Genomic DNA, 16,742 nt, shown 5'->3' on the forward strand with positions numbered 1-16,742 from the left:
TATTTCGCAGCACACGCACGTTCCCGCCATAGCGGACGGTGTCCGGCGCACGTTATCAGTCCACTGCCTGGTCCGCCGTCTCTTTCAACATCGACACCGCGATCAGCGACAACACCACACACGCGGCGACGTAACCCGCCGGCGCGAGCTTGCTGCCGGTCAACTTGATCAGCCACGTCGCGACCAGTTGCGCGGTGCCGCCGAACAGGCACACGCTCGCCGCATAAGCGATCGAAATGCCGGTGGCCCGCACGCGCCGCGGAAACGATTCGCACATCAACGCGAATTCCGACGCCGAACCCATCGAGTAGAACAGCAGCATCAGCGCGGTCAGCGACATGATGACGGGCAATTGCGGAAAGCGGTTGATCAGCATGAAAGCCGGAAACAGCAGCAAGACCAGCACGCCGCGCCCGAACAGAATCGGCCGCTTACGGCTGCCGATGCGGTCCGACAACATGCCGAACAGCGGACACGTGATCAACATCACCAGACCCGCCGCCACGCCGACCAGCATCGACAACGACATCGGCAGGCCGAGCGTGTGGATCGCGTACGTCGGCATGTAGAACGTGAGGATGTAGGTCGAAACCGTGCCGCCCATTACCGTCAGCGTAATCAGCACGAGCGGACGCAAATGCTCGGTGAAAAGTTCGTGCAGCACGCCGCGCTCGATCGCGTGGCTATGCGCGCTCGACGAATCGTCGGCGAGACGGCGGCGCAGATAGATGCCGACCGGCGCGATCAGCACGCCGAGCAGAAACGGAATGCGCCAGCCCCAGCTTTCCAGCGACTCCTTCGGCAGCGCGCCCGACAGCGCCGCCGCGATGCCCGAGCCCATCAGCGCCGCGCCGCCTTGCGTAGCCAGTTGCCAGCTCGCGCGAAACCCGCGCCGCGTGCCGCCGCCCTGTTCCAGCAACGTCGAGGTAGCCGCGCCAAACTCGCCGCCCTGCGAGAAACCCTGCACGAGACGCGCGAACACGACCAGCAGCGGCGCTGCCAGACCGATCTGCGCGTAGGTCGGCGCAATGGCGATCAGACCGGTGCTGACCGCCATCAGCATGATGGTCAGATTCAGCGCCGCCTTGCGGCCTTTGCGGTCCGCGTAGACGCCGAGCATCACGCTGCCGAGCGGGCGCGTGATGAAGCCGGCCGCGAAGGTCGCGACGGACAAAAGCAGCGACGTGGTCGGATCCGCCGAAGGGAAGAACAGCTTGCCGATGATCACGGCAAAAAAACCGTACACGGTGAAGTCGAAGAACTCGAGCCAGTTGCCGATCACCGCCGCGGCGATCGCGCCGCGGCTGGTTCGGGTTACACCGGCGGCGGCACTCGTTCCGGTCGTGGTACTCATGGATGGTCTTCCTTGTCGTTATGGTTATAGGGCGTGGCCGCGGCGCGGGTTCACCACGCGCCGCACAGCTCCGCTGCGGGCTTGACTGCCTGACTCACTACCTGATTCACTGCGCCAGATAACGCTCGACGAGCCGCGTCCAGAACGCCGCGCCGACCGGCAGATTGCGGTCGTTGAAATCGTAGTGCGGGTTGTGCACCATGCAGCCGTCCTCACCGGCGCCATTGCCGATCCGCAGGAACGTACCGGGCCGCTTTTGCAGCATGAACGCGAAATCCTCACTGCCCATCAGGATGTCGGTTTGCGCGACCACCTTGTCGTCGCCCACCAGTTCGCGCGCCACTTCAACCGCGAAATCCGTTTCGGCATCCGAATTAATTACTACCGGATAGCCCTCAATATACTCGACCACCGCCTTGCCGCCATAGCTCGCAGCCTGCCCTTCGGCCAGTTCGGTGATGCGTTTTTTCAGCAGCGTACGCACTTCCGGGCTGAACGAACGCACGCTCAGTTCCAGTTTCGCGCTGCTCGAGATCACGTTGTTGGCGGTGCCCGCATGCATCGAACCGACCGTCACCACCGCCGGTTGCGACGGATCGACGTTGCGCGCGACGATGGTCTGCAACGCCATCACGATGCTCGCCGCGATAACCACCGGATCGACCGTCAGATGCGGACGCGCCGCATGGCCGCCAACCCCTTCGATCGTGATGATCGCCTTGTCGCCCGCCGACATGAACGGTCCCTTGCGGAACAACAACACGCCCGGCTCCGCGCCCGGATGGTTGTGCACGCCGAACACGGCGTCGCACGGAAAGCGCTCGAACAGGCCGTCTTCGATCATCTTCACCGCGCCGCTGTCGATCCCGCTTTCCTCGGCCGGCTGGAAATACAGATGCACGGTGCCTGAAAAATTGCGCGTTTTCGCGAGGTGTTGCGCGGCGCCGAGCAGCATCGTCGTGTGGCCGTCGTGACCGCACGCGTGCATCTTGCCGTGCGTGCCGCTCGCATACGGCAGGCCGGTTTGCTCGATGATCGGCAGCGCGTCCATATCGGCGCGAATGCCGATGCGGCGCGTGCCGTCGCCCACTGTCAGCGTGCCCACCACGCCGGTCTTACCGACGCCGCGCGTCACCTGCCAGCCCCATTGTTCGAGTTTTTCCGCGACCAGCGCGCCGGTTTGCACTTCCTCGTAAGCCAGTTCCGGATGATGGTGAATGTGGTGGCGAATCTCGCGCAGGCTCTCGGCGGCGGGCACCAGGTCGGACACTTCGGTAAAACGCGCGGTTTCGCTCATCTTCAGGCTCCATAAGGTTCGTGCCGCACCAGAAACGCGGCAAACAGGCGAGCACTATAGCCACGCCGTTTTGTTCGAATAAGATGCTGTTTTTTTCACCGTGATTAACAAGCTTTATATACGGGAATACCCTCATGAAGTTGCAGCACTTGCAGGCGTTCGTTGCCGCCGCGCATCACCGCAGCTTGCGCGCCGCCGCGCGCGAACTCGGCGTCACGCAGCCGGCCGTCACGCATACGATTCGTGAACTGGAAAGCGCGTTGAATGCGGAGTTGATGGTGCGCAGCGTGCGCGGCATCGAATTGACGGCCTGCGGGCTGGCGCTGCTGCCGCGCGCCGAGCAGTTGCTGGGCGATATGCGCCGCACCGTCGAGGCGGTCGGGCAGGTGAAGGGGGAACTGGCCGGCAAGGTGAGCGTCGGCACGATGCCGTCGATCGCGCTGACCGCGTTGCCGCATGCGGTGTCGAAGTTCCGTAATGCGATGCCGCTCGTCAATCTGCATCTGCAAGAAGTGACGGTGCCGGAAGCGTTGGCGCAGTTGCGCAACGGCACGCTGGATCTCGCGGCGATCCATCATCTGCAAACGCTCGATAGCGACCTCGTGCAGACACCGTTGATTTCGACGCAGTTCGTAATCGCGATGCGTAACGGCCATCCGCTCGCGACATGCACGCGGCTGCATGAACTGGTCGACGCCGAATGGATCCTGACCGTCGGCGCCGATCAATTCCCGCATAGCGTGATGATGACGATGTTCGGCACGCACGGCTTGCCGGTGCCGAAGCGGTTGTTGCGCGCGCCGTCGTCGTTCGCGGTGACGCTCGGCCTCGTGTCGCAAACCGACGTGATCGGCTGCTTCACGCTGCCGCTCGCGCAGCGGGTCGCGCCGCTCGGCATCCAGGTCGCGCCGATCGAGGAGGCGCTGCCGAGTTACGACATCAGCATCATTTCGCGGCGCGATCTGCTGCCCACGCCCGCGGTGCTGCATTTCATCGCTTGCTTGCAGGACGCGACACGGGAAAGGATGGCAACGCCCGCGTAGCGGTTGCTAGCGGGCGTGCTGCACGTCGCTCGTGGCCTTGAGGAAGTCGATCAACGCGTGCCCCGCCTCCTCCAGCGTGCCGGAGTTATCGATCGTCGTACAGCGAACGCCGTCCGGCAGCGAAAACGGCGCGCGGCGCGCGAGTCTTGCCGCGACCTGTTCCGCCGATTCGCGCGCGCGGGCGCCGAGCCGCGCTTCGAGAATATGCGGCGCGGCATCCACGTGCACGACTTCCGTGGATGGATAGCGTGCGAGCGTGTGCTGCAAATGCTGGCGCGAACCGTTGATGACCACCGTGCAGCCGCGCGCGAGCCACGCATCCAGTTCGATTCCGATGCCATAGCGCAGCGAGTGGCTCGACCATTCGAGCGCGAACAGACCCAGCACCGAGCGCGCTGCGAATTCCTCGACGCTCAACGCGACATGCTCTTCGCCATGGCCGCTAGGCCGTGTGATGTAACGATGCGCGAACAGAACCGGCTCGCCCATCAGATGTTTGCGTGCGAAACCCAGCAGCGAATCTTTACCCGCTCCGGAAGGCCCCATTACATAAATCAAGCGACCTGCCATGCTTAGTTCACCTCGTTGATCTGAAACGGCACGCGTTCCCACACGACGAACGGCTCGCCAGGAGCCGGCTCGACGAACAGCGCAACATGATCGACGACGAGCGGCCCGAGCGCGGGCGCCTCGCGCTGCCACCATGCGAGCAGCGTCGCGCGTTCGTGCGCATCGGCGAGCGAGTTCGACAACGTCATGTGAAAACGGAATTCGTCGAGCACGTACGGGTAGCCCCATTCGACCAGCAACTCCCGTTGCCGCACGGTCAACGGCGCGGCGAGACGACGCGCGAGATCGTCAGCCGACGGCCTCGCACGCAGCACATCCAGCGTTTGCAACGCGCTGCCGGCCAGCGTGCGCATGGCGTCTTCCGCTTGCTGACCGGCCGGACGCAGCGCGACGAAATCGCCGAGCGTAGCCGCTTCCACGGGCAGCGCAAACGGCTTTTGCCTGTGCGCCCATTGCCGCGTCGCATTCAACACGTCTTGCTGCGCCACGCTTTCGACAAGCCGGAACGGCGCGACCAGCGTGCCGTGCCAGCCATAACGGCGCGGTGCTCCGGTGAGTTGTGCAAGCGGCCTCGTCAAGCCGTCCGGCTGCGGCGCCACACGCGACTCGCCGCTCTGTGCATCGCGGCCGAGCCACGTCGACCCGGCTTCCCACCACGCCGACTCGCGCGCAGGCGCGTAGTACAGCGCAAACCGTGCGTCGTCACCCCATACGCCGCCGCTCATACCTCGTGCTCCACCATCAGTTGCACACGGTCCGCCGCGAAATGCGTGACGCCATATTTGACCGGCGTGCCTTCCAGATCCACGTCGACGTTTTCGACCCACAGCACCGGCTGCTGCCGGTTGATGTTCAGCCGCCGCGCAACTTCCGGCTCCGGCAACACGCTGCCGATACGGCTCCACTTGCGCAGATAATCGGTCACACCGAATTCAGCCATCGCGGTCGTGAAGCTGCCGGTGCGCGCCATCACGTCAGGCAGCTCCGCGAAACGCACGGCCGGGTACCAGTTACGCGCGAAGGTCAGCGGCACGCCGTCCGACTCGTGCAGCGTTTCGATCCGATAAACCGGCGCGCCGGCCCGCAGGCCGAGTGTCTTCGATACATTCGGCTCGGCCTTCACGCGCGCGGACGACAGGATCTTGCCGGCCGCCGCGTGATGCTGTTGCCGCAAGTTTTCTGTAAAGCGCGTGCGGCGGCCGATCGTATAGTCGATGGCGCCCGGTTGCACGAACGTGCCGCGCCCCTGCTCCACGCTGACGAGGCCCAATGCCGCGAGCCCGAGCATCGCGCGGCGCACGGTATGCCGGTTCACGTCGAAGCGTTTGGCCAGTTCGCCTTCACTCGGCAAGCGCCCCTCTTCGCCGAAGCCGCTAGCCGCGATTTCCGCCGCCAGAATCTGCTCGATCTGCCGCCAGACGGCAACGCCCGCGCCGCGTTCGAGCAACGTGCCCGGCGTCGCGTTGTCGTTCGATGTCATGGTGCTGTCATTCCCTTGAGTTCAAATAATCGCTGTTTCGTGCTGCATTGTAGTGCGCAAGCCGTGATGAAAATGTGAAACGGCAGCCACGTGCTATGACGCGGCACAAGTCTACCTCTAAACGTCTAGACGTTTAGACGAATAGATGCTCAAATGACCGCCTTGCTGGACCAACAGGAACTTCGATGAGTGCTACCTCCGCCTCGCCGTCCTCCGCCTTGCGGCGCGCATGGATGGCCGTGCTGGCGCGCACGCCGCGCGCCGATCTGGAAGCCGCGCTGGAACGCGCGCTGCAAGGCTCCCCGCCGCCGGTCTATGAGTGGCTCCGGCCGCCTGAAATCGGCCTCGCAATGGTGCGCGGCCGCATCGGCGGCAGCGGCGACCCGTTCAATCTCGGCGAAGCCACCGTCACGCGGGCCACGCTGCGCTTGCGCGGCGCAGGTTCCGGTTCGCCCGCGGTCGGCGTGGCGTGCCACCTGGGCCGCGATCGCCGCCGCGCCGAATTGGCTGCGCTGGCAGACGCGCTGCTGCAAATGCCCGAGCGTCACGCGGAACTGTATGGCGAGCTGATCGAACCGTTCGCCGCGCAACAGGCCGCTCGGCGCGCCGAACGGCAGCAGGACGCGGCCACCACGCGCGTCGAATTCTTTACGATGGTCCGGGGCGACTGATGGAAAACTCACAGATTGCATTGTCGACATTGACGCCGGGTTTTGCCGACCCGGTGCACGACACTCAAGCGGTATTTCGCACGCTGCTCGACGCGTTGTCGCGGCCGGGCACGGTCGGCGTCGTCGAGAACGTGCTGCCCGAAGTGCGCGCCACGCGCGCCGAACTGGCTGCGTTCGCCGCGCTGCTCACGCTGTGCGACTACGCGACGCCGGTGTGGCTCGCGCAGCCGGACACCGCGCTCGGCTCCGCGCTGCGCTTTCACACCGGCGCGCCGCTCGTCGACGAACCCGAACAGGCCGCGTTTGCCTATATTCACGACGCGAACGCACTGCCGTCCCTCGAGCGTTTTGCGCTGGGCGAAGCGGAGTCGCCGGAACACTCGGTCACGTTGCTGATCCGTGTGGACGCGATGAGCGGCGGCGCACCTGTCGAGCTGAGCGGCCCTGGCATCCAGCACACTGCCACGATCGCCCCCGTCGGCCTGCCCGAGCATTTCTGGCGTGAACGCGCCGCCCTCGCGCCGCTCTTTCCGTGCGGCATCGATTGCTACCTCGTCTGCGGCAACAAGCTGGTCGGCTTGCCGCGCACAACTCAAGCGAAGGTGAACTGATGTACGTTGCCGTCAAGGGTGGAGAACGCGCGATCGAAGCGTCGTGGCGTCTGCTCGACAAGGCGCGCCGCGGCGATACGCGGCTGCCCGAGCTCAGCGTCGCGCAGATTCGCGAGCAGATGCGTCTCGCGGTCGCGCGCGTGATGACCGAAGGCTCGGTCTACGACGAAGAACTCGCCGCGCTCGCGATCAAACAGGCCGCGGGCGATCTGGTCGAAGCGATCTTTTTGCTGCGCGCCTATCGCACCACGTTGCCGCGTTTCGGCTACACGCAGGCAATCGACACTGAAGCGATGCAGGTGCAGCGCCGCATCTCGGCGACGTTTAAAGACGTGCCGGGCGGCCAGTTGCTCGGCGCGACTTACGATTACACGCAACGTCTGCTGGATTTTGCGTTGCTCGCCGAAGGCGACGCAGATATGAGTGCGAGTCGCGCGTCGTACGCAGCGCCGCAACGCAGCGCGCCGCATGAGGGCGAAGCCATGCCGCGCGTGGTCTCGCTGCTCGACAAGGAAGGTCTGATCGAACAGGAACGCCCCACGCCGAACGCGGCGGAACCCGGCGACCTGTCGCGCGAACCGCTCGCCTTTCCCGCGAACCGCAGCACGCGTCTACAGAATCTCGCACGCGGCGACGAAGGCTTTCTGCTCGCGATGGGCTACGCGACGCAACGCGGCTACTCGCACACGCATCCGTTTGCCGGCGAAATCCGCTTCGGCACAGTGACCGTGGAAATGGAGCTCGACGAGTTGGGCGAAGCGGTGGAAATCGGCGACATCGACATCACCGAATGCCAGATGATCAACCAGTTCGCCGGCAGCGGCGACGTGCCGCCGACCTTCACGCAAGGCTACGGCCTCGCGTTCGGCCACTCGGAACGCAAGACGATGGCGATGGCGCTGGTGGACCGCGCGCTGCGCGCCGAGGAACTCGGCGAAACGCTCGCGTCGCCGACGCAGGACATCGAATTCATGCTGTCGCATAGCGATAGCGTGGAAGCATCCGGCTTCGTCCAGCATCTGAAGCTGCCGCACTACGTCGACTTCCAGTCCGAACTCGAACTCGTGCGGCGCTTGCGGGAACAGCACGCTGCACAGCGCCCCGAGCAAGCTGAAGACCACGGCAGCGATCAACAGGAGCAGGCAGCATGAACGCGCCCGACACATCCCTCGCCCCCGCTTCGTACGACAGCGCGGCGGACGGCTACAACTTCGCCTACCTCGACGAGCAAACCAAGCGCATGCTGCGCCGCGCGCTGCTGAAAGCGGTCGCCGTGCCCGGTTATCAGGTGCCGTTCGCGTCGCGCGAAATGCCGTTGCCGTACGGCTGGGGCACAGGCGGCATTCAGGTGACGGCGGCGATCATCGGCCGCAACGATACGCTGAAGGTGATCGATCAGGGCTCCGACGAAACCACGAACGCGGTCAACATCCGCCGCTTTTTCGCGCGCACCACCGGCGTGGCGACCACGCGCCGCACGACCGAAGCGACGATCGTGCAGACCCGTCACCGGATTCCGGAAGCACCGCTCACCGACAGGCAGATTCTGGTCTACCAGGTGCCGATGCCCGAACCGTTGTACCGGCTCGAACCGCGCGTCGCCGAATGCAAGAAGCTGCATGCGCTCGCCGATTACGGGCTGATCAGCGTGAAGCTGTACGAGGACATCGTCCATCACGGCAGCATCGCCACCACGTACGACTATCCGGTGATCGTCAACAACCGCTATCTGAGTTCGCCGTCGCCGATTCCGAAGTTCGACAATCCGAAGATGCACATGAACCCGGCGCTGCAACTGTTCGGCGCCGGCCGCGAACGGCGCATCCACGCGATTCCGCCGTACACGCCGGTGCGCAGCCTCGACTTCGACGATCACCCGTTCGAAATACAGAAGTGGCAGCACGCGTGCGCGTTGTGCGGCTCGACGGAAAGCTTCCTCGACGAAATGATCGTCGACGATGCAGGCAAGCGCATGTTCGTCTGTTCGGACAGCGATTACTGCCACGAACGCCGCGGAGATCAGGACCTCGAACTACCGGCCTACGAAGCGCGCAAAGGAGAAACGGCATGACCCCGCTGTTGAGCGCCCGCTCGCTCACCAAACAATATGGCGGCCGTAACGGCTGCAGGAACGTCAGCTTCGATCTGTATCCGGGCGAGGTGCTGTGCATCGTCGGCGAATCCGGCTCCGGCAAGACCACGCTGTTGAATACGCTCGCGCTGAAAACCGAAGCCGATAGCGGCACGCTGCATTACACGGCCACGCATGGCGACCAGTTCGATCTGCTCGCACTGTCCGAACCGCGCCGCCGTTTGCTGATGCGCACCGAGTGGGGCTTCGTGCAGCAGAATCCGCGCGACGGCTTGCGCAGCGGCGTGTCCGCCGGCGCGAACATCGGCGAGCCGCTGATGGCGGTCGGCGCGCGCCACTACGGCGATATCCGGCACGCGGCAACGCAATGGATGGAGCGCGTGGAACTGGACGCCTCGCGTATCGACGAATTTCCGGCGGCGTTTTCCGGCGGCATGCAGCAACGTTTGCAGATCGCGCGCAATCTCGTCACCGGTCCGCGTCTCGTCTTCATGGACGAACCGACCGCCGGCCTCGACGTCTCCGTGCAGGCGCGTCTGCTCGATCTGCTGCGCACGCTGACTTCCACGCTGCATCTGTCGGTGCTGATCGTCACGCACGATATCGGCGTGGCGCGTCTGCTCGCGCATCGTCTGATGGTCATGCAAGGCGGCGCGGTGGTCGAGTCGGGTCTGACCGACCAGGTGCTCGACGATCCGCAGCATCCGTACACGCAAACACTCGTTTCCTCGGTTCTGCCGGTTTGAGGCTCACTATGCGATCCATTGAAACAGGCGCCGATTCGCACGCATTCGCCGATCGCGCATTCACGGACAACGCGGCGCTGATGCTGCGCGCCGTCGACATCCGCAAAACCTTCACGCTGCACGGCCAGGGCGGCGTGCGGATCGAAGCGCTCGCGGGCGTCTCGCTCGAAGTCGAGCGCGGCGAATGCGTGGTGCTGGTCGGTCCGTCCGGCGCGGGAAAAAGCACGCTGTTGCGTTGCCTGTATGGCAATTACCTCGCGAGCACCGGCTCGATCGCGATTCGCGATACGGCGGGTGGAGAAGGACGAGCGGTGTCGATCACCGGCGCCGAACCGCACGACGTGTTGCGTCTGCGGCGCAGCGTGGTCGGCTACGTGAGCCAGTTTTTGCGCGTGATTCCCCGTGTGACAACGCTCACGCTCGTCGCCGAGCCGCTGCTGTCGCGCGGCGTGGCGGAAGACGAAGCGCGCTCGCGGGCCGCGGCCCTGCTGGCGCGGCTAAACGTGCCGGAACGCTTGTGGTCGCTCGCGCCCGCCACGTTCTCGGGCGGCGAACAACAACGCGTGAACATCGCGCGCGGTTTGATCGCTGAGCATCCGCTGCTGCTGCTCGACGAACCGACCGCTTCACTCGATGCGGAAAACCGCGACGTGGTCGCCGATCTGATCGTCGAAGCCCGCGAGCGCGGCGCGGCGATCGTCGGCATCTTCCATGACGAAGACACGCGTAACAAGGTGGCGACGCGCCGCCTCGAACTCCAGCCGCCGTTGCGTCACCAAGCTAGCGCCACCGGCGCGCAATCAGATGACACGAAACGGCACTACACTGACACACACTGAAAGTCTGACTGACTACGGAGCAAGTCGATGTTGATCAGAAACGCTCGCGTCGTGACGCGAGACGAAGTATTCACCGGCGTGGTACGCGTCGAAGACGGCGTGATTCGCGATATCGAACGCGGCACCACGTCGGCGCCCGACGCGGAAGATTGGGACGGCGACTATCTGTTGCCCGGTCTGATCGAACTGCACACGGACAACCTCGAGAAGCATCTCGTGCCGCGTCCGGGCGTTCATTGGAACACCGACGCCGCGTTCGTGATCCACGACGCGCAAGTCGCGGCGGCCGGCATCACCACGGTGTTCGACGCGCTCGCGATCGGCTCGCGCTCGAACGTCGGGCTGCGCGGCCGCGAGATGCAGACGCAATGCGCGGCTTCACTGCAACGGTTCTCGGAGCGCAAGCTGCTGCGCTCCGAACACTTTCTGCATCTGCGCTGCGAAATCGCGACGCCCGACGTGGTGGAGCTATTCGATTCGCTATGCACGCATCCGTTGCTGCGGCTCGCTTCGGTGATGGATCACACACCCGGCCAGCGCCAATGGCACGACCGCGATCAGTGGCGCCGCTTCCAGGAGCGCAACGGCAAGCTCACGGACGAACATGTGGCGACGGCACTGGTGGAGTTGTCGGCAGAACAGGAACGTTACGCCGACGCGCACCGCCACGAGATCGTGAAGCGCTGCAACCGGCTCGGCATTCCGGTGGCGAGCCACGACGACACGCTGATCGAGCACGTCGAACAGGCGAAGGCAGAAGGCATCGTGCTGGCCGAATTCCCGACCACTCGCATCGCCGCCGAAGCGGCGCGCGAGCATGGCATCTCGACGATCATGGGTGCGCCGAACATCGTGCGCGGCGGTTCGCACTCGGGCAATGTGTCGGCGCTCGAACTGGCGAAGGCGGACCTGCTGGATATTCTGTCGTCGGATTATGTGCCGTCCAGTTTGCTGACGGCGGTTTTCGAACTGGTCGACAAGGCCGGTTGGAGCCTGCCGCGCGCGATGGCGACCGTATCGGCCGAACCCGCGCGCACCGCGGGCCTGCATGATCGTGGCGCGATCGAAGCAGGTCTGCGCGCCGATTTCGTGCGCGTGACGATGCTCGACACGCTGCCGGTGCCGCGCGCGACCTATCGCGCCGGCGCGCGGATCGTTTGAAAGAAGAAAACTTGGGTCAGGCCTCGCTGGGCACGGGCAGCAACGGTTCGACCGCGGCCCAGCGAGTCCAGCGCGGTGTGCGGTCGGGCGCTTCGACGTGTTTGTCGGGCGCCTCGACGCGCAGCGTGCGCGAGCCGTCGTTGAACACCAGCGATTCGATGGTCAGCGCGCGCCCTTCGGCCAGCCCCGCTTCGCGCACATGGCCGGATTGATAGGTGAAATTGAGGTTACCTTCCCGCAGCAAGTCGAGAAAGGCGTCGAAGTCAGGCGTGGATGGGCGCGAAGCCCATCGATTCAGGAGAGTGGCAGCGATTTCGGCGTCGTACATTCTGTACCTCTCTGGACATGAGCCGCACCTCCGAAATATAACGCAAAAACCTCTTTCGTGCTGCACCGCAACATTACAGACGATGCACTAGTTCGGGGCGGTCGGCTCTGCCTCGCGCCCTTCTGTCGCGCTCTCACCGGTTTGCGCCTGTATCCGCTGAGCCTCGCGCAACTCGAGCAGATCCTGATAACGCAAATACGCACAACGTCCATCGGATTTCGCCGCGTACATCGCGGCGTCGGCGTGCAGCAGCAACTCCTCCGCGTTTGCGCTATCGACCGGAAACTGGCTGATGCCGATGCTCGCACCCACCGTCATACGCTGCCCGTCGATCGCCAGTTCTTCGTTGACGGTGTCCATGATGCGCGACGCGATGCCCGGTGCAGCTTCGGCGGAGCGCGGACCTTCAATGAGCACGATGAACTCGTCGCCGCCGAGCCGGGCCGCGAGATCCGCGCTGCACAGCGCCTGTTTCAGCCGGCGCGCCACCGTCACCAGCACCTTGTCGCCGACGGAATGCCCGAACTGGTCGTTGATCTGCTTGAAGCGGTCGAGATCGACGAACAGCACCGCAAGCTGTTCGTGACGACGCGTCGCCTCGTCGATCGCCGATTCGAGCTTCTGCATGAACAGCATGCGGTTCGGCAAACCGGTCAATACGTCGTGAGTCGCGAGATGCGCGAGCTCATGCTGCTTCTTGTGCAGCACATCCATTTGCGCCTTGATTTCGCGGCGCAAGCGATCGAAGCAGCGCGCCAGCACGCCGATTTCGTCGGTGCGTTTGAGCGGCAGCGGTTCCATCGCATGCTCGGCGAACAGATGCGTGGCCGCATGCGCGAGACTCTGCAACGGCTTGGTCAATGCGCGCGCGAACAGGATCGCGAGGAAGAATCCCACCACGCTGAAGGTCAGCACGATGCGGACGATGCTGTTGCCCAGCAGATGCGCGCCCGCCAGCACGTCGGAAAGCGGCTTGCCGAGACCCAGCACGATGAAGCGATTGCCTTCGGACGCGCCGAACGTGCGGCGCACGAACGCGAGCACCTGACCGGGCGCCTCGCTCGGCCGGGTCAGCCCGTTCAGCAGTATTTCGCTTTGCGTCTGCGCGAACAGGAACTTCGTGGCGGCGAAGCTATCCTGCATCAGCACGCGGCGGCCCTTGTCGAAACCGAAGGTTTTCGACGCATCCGGATGCACGAGAAAATCGCCCCACTCGTTCGCCAGATAGACCTGATAGTCGCTCGGCAAATCGCTCTGCAAGCGTTGCAGCAAACCGGCCAGATCGATGTCGATGATGACGACGCCCACCACTGCGCCGCTCGCGCTCGCCACCGGCGTACCGAGACGCAGCGTCGGTTTGCCCTCGGCGGAATGCACGCCGTACTCGTGATTCACCGAAATCGGCGAGGTGTAAACACGGCCCGGCGAAAATGCGAGCGTATCGAACACATAGGCAAACTGACCTTTCTCCTGCAGATCGTTGCCCTCGACGCGCGCCACCCCGTCGCCGTCGCGATCGAAACGGATCAGCTCGAGTCCGTGCTGTTTGCGGGTAATCAGCCGGATCTGCAGGTATTCCGGGTGATGAATCATGAAGCTGGAATACACCTGCGCGAGCCGCTCGCGCGCTTCGTTGGCGCGCAGACCGTCGTCGGACTGCGCGATGTCCGCGGTGGTCGGCATGCTGGCGAGCACGAGTGCGTCGGCGCCCACATCGTCGATGGCGACGGAAAAGCGCTGGCCCAACAGTTCCGTCGAGGTCAGCAGGCTGTGTTCCGCCTCGTTCACGAGCATTGAGCGATTGGCCCGGTACGCGTAGTAGCCGGTCGCGCCGGACGCGAGCACGCCCATGCACGTGAGCAGCACGGATAGCTTGAAGGTCAGCCCCTGGCGCATCATCAGAAGCGCTCCGACCGGTCGCCGGACACGATCTTGCTCCACAGCGCCTCGCGCCGTTGAATATCCTCCACGGGTTCGATCCAGACGATGTGCGCGTTTTCGATGTTGTCCTCCGGCGCCGTCAACGTATTGGCGAGCCCCTGGCGTCGCGTCAGCAATGCGCTGACATCCGGTTCGAGCATGTAGTTGATCCAGGCCAACGCGAGCGGACGATCGGCCGCCGAACTCGTCATCGACCAGCAATCGAGCCACGCGAGCGCGCCTTCGTCGGGAATCACGTAGCCGACGTCCGCACCGGCACGGCGCAGCAATTCGACCTGCTGGGTGCCGTAATTGCCGAACATCAGCGCAACTTTGTGCCGGATGAAGAAGGCGGTCGCCTCTTCAGGCAACGTGTAGTACGTCAACAGATTGCGGCGCAGATCGACGAGCTTGTGCGCGATCTGGCGCATCTGCGCGGCGTCGAGCTGGAACGGATGCGGGTAGCCGAGCGCGAGCGCCGTGAACGAAAAATTATGCTGCGCGCTGTTGAAGTCGAGCACCTTGCCCTGATAGCCAGGATTCCACAATTCGCGCATCGAATGCGGCGGGACGGGGAACTGCTTGCGATCGTAAATCAGTCCCATCGACGAATACGTGAACGGAATCGCGTACACGTGCCCGCCGGAAGTCAATCCGACGATCGATGCGCGCGCCTGAAAGCGCAGCAGTTGCTTCTTCGTATTCGGCAAGCTCGCGAGATCGAGCGGCGCCAGCAAGCCGGCATGGGTATAACGCTGGATTTCCGCGGTATTGGCCGCGAGTACGTCGAATGGCGGCTTCGGCGCGGCATGCAGTTGCGCCCATAACGCCTCGTCGGAATCGACCAGCGTGACTTCGACTTTTGCGTTGTAGCGTGCTTCGAAACGCTTCACGACATCGGCGTCTGCATAGCCGGGCCATGCGAGAACACGCAGCACTTTTTCGGCAGCCGCGGCCGGTGTCGACAGCACGAACGCCGGGAAGAACACGGTGACGGCCAGCAAGGCCGTGAAAATGTGCTGGAAAACGTCGCGGCGAGAAACCTGCACGCGCGCGGCAGCCGCTGTTTGCGACGGCGAGCGAGATGGCCTGCAACCACGCCTTTCATCTGCCATCGAAATCATGTGCATATACAACACCGCTTAGCGAAAGGCCAATACGACGAGCATGCACAGGCTCGCGGCTTGTGACCGCGGACGTGTTGCCCGATGACTTTGTTCAGACAGAAACGCGCATTTTCGCTGCGTGGCGCAGCGAACCGAGCGTCGATGATAGCGCCAAGCAAACCATTTTTGGTCAGGCTTCGCCGCCGTTCGGTCGATTACGCCGGTTTGCGCATGCGACAAATACGCTCAGTCGCATTAACGGTAATTCATCAGAATTCTTTAACCAAACGGTACAGATGTGAAGCGGTGCCGAGGCTGTAGTTTCGCAGCGTCCGGCTCGCCACCACCCTTAGTCAACTTCTTTACGTCGCCGTTACGTGACTATGCAAGAGGCATCGCGAGAAATATCGATCTCCACCATATTCGAGCTTTAGAAGCCATCCTCGCCGCCTATCCGGTGTTTCACTAGCTACCCAATCTTTTTGAACTGATAAGCTTGGCGCGCGCTGCTGGCCGCCCCGGCCGGCAGCATGACCCCAAGCCCGGCCGTAAGTCGCGCCGGGCGTCCCGCAGCGGTACAACCGCATACGGGAGTATTTGAACTACACCGAGGAGTTAAACAGTGAAAAAACTGCTAGCGGCTTTGACGGTTGCTCTGCTTGCTACCGTCTCGATTGGCGCACACGCGAAAGATTGGTCGACCATCCGTTTCGGCGTTGACGCCAGCTACCCCCCGTTCGAATCGAAGGGCTCGGACGGTAAGCTCGTTGGCTTCGATATCGACCTCGGCAATGAAATCTGCGCGCGCCTGAAGGCCAAGTGCGTGTGGGTCGAAAACGACTTCGACGGCATGATCCCGGCCCTGAAGGCGAAGAAGTTCGACGGCGTGCTGTCGTCGATGTCCATGACGCCGCAACGCGCCGAACAGGTTGCGTTCTCATCGAAACTGTTCAACACGCCGACGCGCCTCGTCGCGAAGAAGGGTTCGGGCATCCTGCCGACGGCCGATTCGTTGAAGGGCAAGACGGTTGGCGTCGAACAGGGCACGATCCAGGAAACCTACGCGAAGACGTACTGGGAAGCGAAGGGCACGAAGGTCGTCCCGTATCAGAACCAGGACCAGGTTTATGCCGACTTGCTGTCGGGCCGTCTGGACGCGGCGCTGCAAGATGCGGTGCAAGCTGAAATCGGCTTCCTGAAGACCCCGCGCGGCGCAGGCTTCGACTTCGTGGGCAAGGACCTCGACGATCCGAAGATCCTCGGCAACGGCGCAGGCATCGGCATGCGCAAGGAAGACACCGATCTGAAGGCCAAGGTCGACAAGGCTATCGCCGACATCATCAAGGACGGTACGTACAAGAAGCTCGAGAAGAAGTACTTCGACTTCGACGTGTACGGCAGCTAAGCCGCAAGCTCGCCGGCGCGCCTGACGGCAGGCCGGCTGCCAGGCTGCAAACGGGCTCCGCTTCACGCGGAGCCCGTTTGCGTTTATGGCGCGGCTTTTTCGGCGGGTCCCGGCGCCTC

At 63.8% G+C, this 16,742-nt stretch carries 18 protein-coding genes; 10 read left to right on the top strand and 8 right to left on the bottom strand.

What is annotated here, in order from left to right; all coding sequences use genetic code 11:
- Positions 1–55: 55 nt before the first annotated feature.
- Together PQQ51_RS08780 and PQQ51_RS08785 are read right to left on the bottom strand one after the other, a co-directional pair.
- Entirely contained in the window at positions 56–1,354 is a 1,299-nt protein-coding gene (locus PQQ51_RS08780) for an MFS transporter (protein ID WP_408496382.1), read from the bottom strand.
- Between the two features lie 106 nt (positions 1,355–1,460).
- Positions 1,461–2,651 (bottom strand): M20 aminoacylase family protein, encoded by a 1,191-nt coding sequence (locus PQQ51_RS08785; RefSeq protein WP_408496383.1) that lies wholly within the window; start codon positions 2,649–2,651, stop codon positions 1,461–1,463.
- A 134-nt stretch (positions 2,652–2,785) separates the two neighbouring features.
- Between PQQ51_RS08785 and PQQ51_RS08790 the strand changes: the two genes are divergently transcribed.
- A complete protein-coding gene (locus PQQ51_RS08790) occupies positions 2,786–3,694 on the top strand; it encodes a LysR family transcriptional regulator (protein WP_408496384.1) in 909 nt (302 codons plus the stop codon).
- 6 nt (positions 3,695–3,700) lie between these two features.
- On the opposite strand, the gene phnN is transcribed toward PQQ51_RS08790, so the two are convergent.
- Genes phnN through phnF form a run of 3 tightly spaced genes read right to left on the bottom strand, consistent with a single transcriptional unit; the run spans position 3,701 to position 5,744 of the window.
- Complete coding sequence (gene phnN / locus PQQ51_RS08795) at positions 3,701–4,264, bottom strand: phosphonate metabolism protein/1,5-bisphosphokinase (PRPP-forming) PhnN (RefSeq protein WP_408496385.1); 564 nt, start codon at positions 4,262–4,264, stop codon at positions 3,701–3,703.
- 2 nt (positions 4,265–4,266) lie between these two features.
- On the bottom strand, positions 4,267–4,989 hold the full coding sequence (locus tag PQQ51_RS08800; RefSeq protein WP_408496386.1) for a DUF1045 domain-containing protein: 723 nt from the start codon (positions 4,987–4,989) through the stop codon (positions 4,267–4,269).
- Positions 4,986–5,744, bottom strand: a complete 759-nt coding sequence (gene phnF, locus PQQ51_RS08805) for a phosphonate metabolism transcriptional regulator PhnF (RefSeq protein WP_408496387.1) — start codon at positions 5,742–5,744, stop codon at positions 4,986–4,988. The genes PQQ51_RS08800 and phnF overlap by 4 nt, the downstream gene beginning before the upstream one ends.
- Positions 5,745–5,929: 185 nt before the next feature.
- Between phnF and phnG the strand changes: the two genes are divergently transcribed.
- The 7 genes from phnG to PQQ51_RS08840 are packed head-to-tail and all read left to right on the top strand — an operon-like array spanning position 5,930 to position 11,864.
- Positions 5,930–6,415 (top strand): phosphonate C-P lyase system protein PhnG, encoded by a 486-nt coding sequence (phnG, locus tag PQQ51_RS08810; protein WP_408496388.1) that lies wholly within the window; start codon positions 5,930–5,932, stop codon positions 6,413–6,415.
- Positions 6,415–7,026 carry a phosphonate C-P lyase system protein PhnH gene (phnH, locus tag PQQ51_RS08815; protein ID WP_408496389.1) on the top strand — a complete coding sequence of 204 codons (612 nt, stop codon included), beginning with the start codon at positions 6,415–6,417 and terminating at the stop codon, positions 7,024–7,026. Before phnG ends, phnH begins: the two co-directional genes overlap by 1 nt.
- Positions 7,026–8,177 carry a carbon-phosphorus lyase complex subunit gene (locus PQQ51_RS08820; RefSeq protein ID WP_408496390.1) on the top strand — a complete coding sequence of 384 codons (1,152 nt, stop codon included), beginning with the start codon at positions 7,026–7,028 and terminating at the stop codon, positions 8,175–8,177. Before phnH ends, PQQ51_RS08820 begins: the two co-directional genes overlap by 1 nt.
- Entirely contained in the window at positions 8,174–9,097 is a 924-nt protein-coding gene (locus PQQ51_RS08825) for an alpha-D-ribose 1-methylphosphonate 5-phosphate C-P-lyase PhnJ (protein WP_408496391.1), read from the top strand. Before PQQ51_RS08820 ends, PQQ51_RS08825 begins: the two co-directional genes overlap by 4 nt.
- Positions 9,094–9,864 carry a phosphonate C-P lyase system protein PhnK gene (gene phnK, locus PQQ51_RS08830; RefSeq protein ID WP_408496392.1) on the top strand — a complete coding sequence of 257 codons (771 nt, stop codon included), beginning with the start codon at positions 9,094–9,096 and terminating at the stop codon, positions 9,862–9,864. Before PQQ51_RS08825 ends, phnK begins: the two co-directional genes overlap by 4 nt.
- 8 nt (positions 9,865–9,872) lie before the next feature.
- Complete coding sequence (gene phnL / locus PQQ51_RS08835; RefSeq protein WP_408496393.1) at positions 9,873–10,703, top strand: phosphonate C-P lyase system protein PhnL; 831 nt, start codon at positions 9,873–9,875, stop codon at positions 10,701–10,703.
- 27 nt (positions 10,704–10,730) lie between these two features.
- Complete coding sequence (locus PQQ51_RS08840; protein WP_408496394.1) at positions 10,731–11,864, top strand: alpha-D-ribose 1-methylphosphonate 5-triphosphate diphosphatase; 1,134 nt, start codon at positions 10,731–10,733, stop codon at positions 11,862–11,864.
- Between the two features lie 16 nt (positions 11,865–11,880).
- On the opposite strand, the gene PQQ51_RS08845 is transcribed toward PQQ51_RS08840, so the two are convergent.
- The 3 genes from PQQ51_RS08845 to PQQ51_RS08855 form a co-directional block, all read right to left on the bottom strand.
- Complete coding sequence (locus PQQ51_RS08845; protein WP_408496395.1) at positions 11,881–12,192, bottom strand: hypothetical protein; 312 nt, start codon at positions 12,190–12,192, stop codon at positions 11,881–11,883.
- An 87-nt stretch (positions 12,193–12,279) separates the two neighbouring features.
- Positions 12,280–14,091, bottom strand: a complete 1,812-nt coding sequence (locus PQQ51_RS08850; RefSeq protein WP_408496396.1) for a diguanylate cyclase domain-containing protein — start codon at positions 14,089–14,091, stop codon at positions 12,280–12,282.
- Positions 14,091–15,227 carry an ABC transporter substrate-binding protein gene (locus PQQ51_RS08855; protein ID WP_408496397.1) on the bottom strand — a complete coding sequence of 379 codons (1,137 nt, stop codon included), beginning with the start codon at positions 15,225–15,227 and terminating at the stop codon, positions 14,091–14,093. The genes PQQ51_RS08850 and PQQ51_RS08855 overlap by 1 nt, the downstream gene beginning before the upstream one ends.
- Before the next feature lie 71 nt (positions 15,228–15,298).
- Between PQQ51_RS08855 and PQQ51_RS08860 the strand changes: the two genes are divergently transcribed.
- Complete coding sequence (locus tag PQQ51_RS08860; RefSeq protein WP_408496398.1) at positions 15,299–15,520, top strand: hypothetical protein; 222 nt, start codon at positions 15,299–15,301, stop codon at positions 15,518–15,520.
- A gap of 320 nt (positions 15,521–15,840) precedes the next feature.
- Positions 15,841–16,623, top strand: coding sequence for an ABC transporter substrate-binding protein (locus PQQ51_RS08865; protein ID WP_408496399.1), 783 nt, complete (start codon positions 15,841–15,843; stop codon positions 16,621–16,623).
- The last annotated feature ends 119 nt before the right edge of the window (positions 16,624–16,742 follow it).

The sequence above is a fragment of the Paraburkholderia xenovorans genome, assembly GCF_046030735.1.
GTDB classification, from domain to species: domain Bacteria; phylum Pseudomonadota; class Gammaproteobacteria; order Burkholderiales; family Burkholderiaceae; genus Paraburkholderia; species Paraburkholderia xenovorans_A.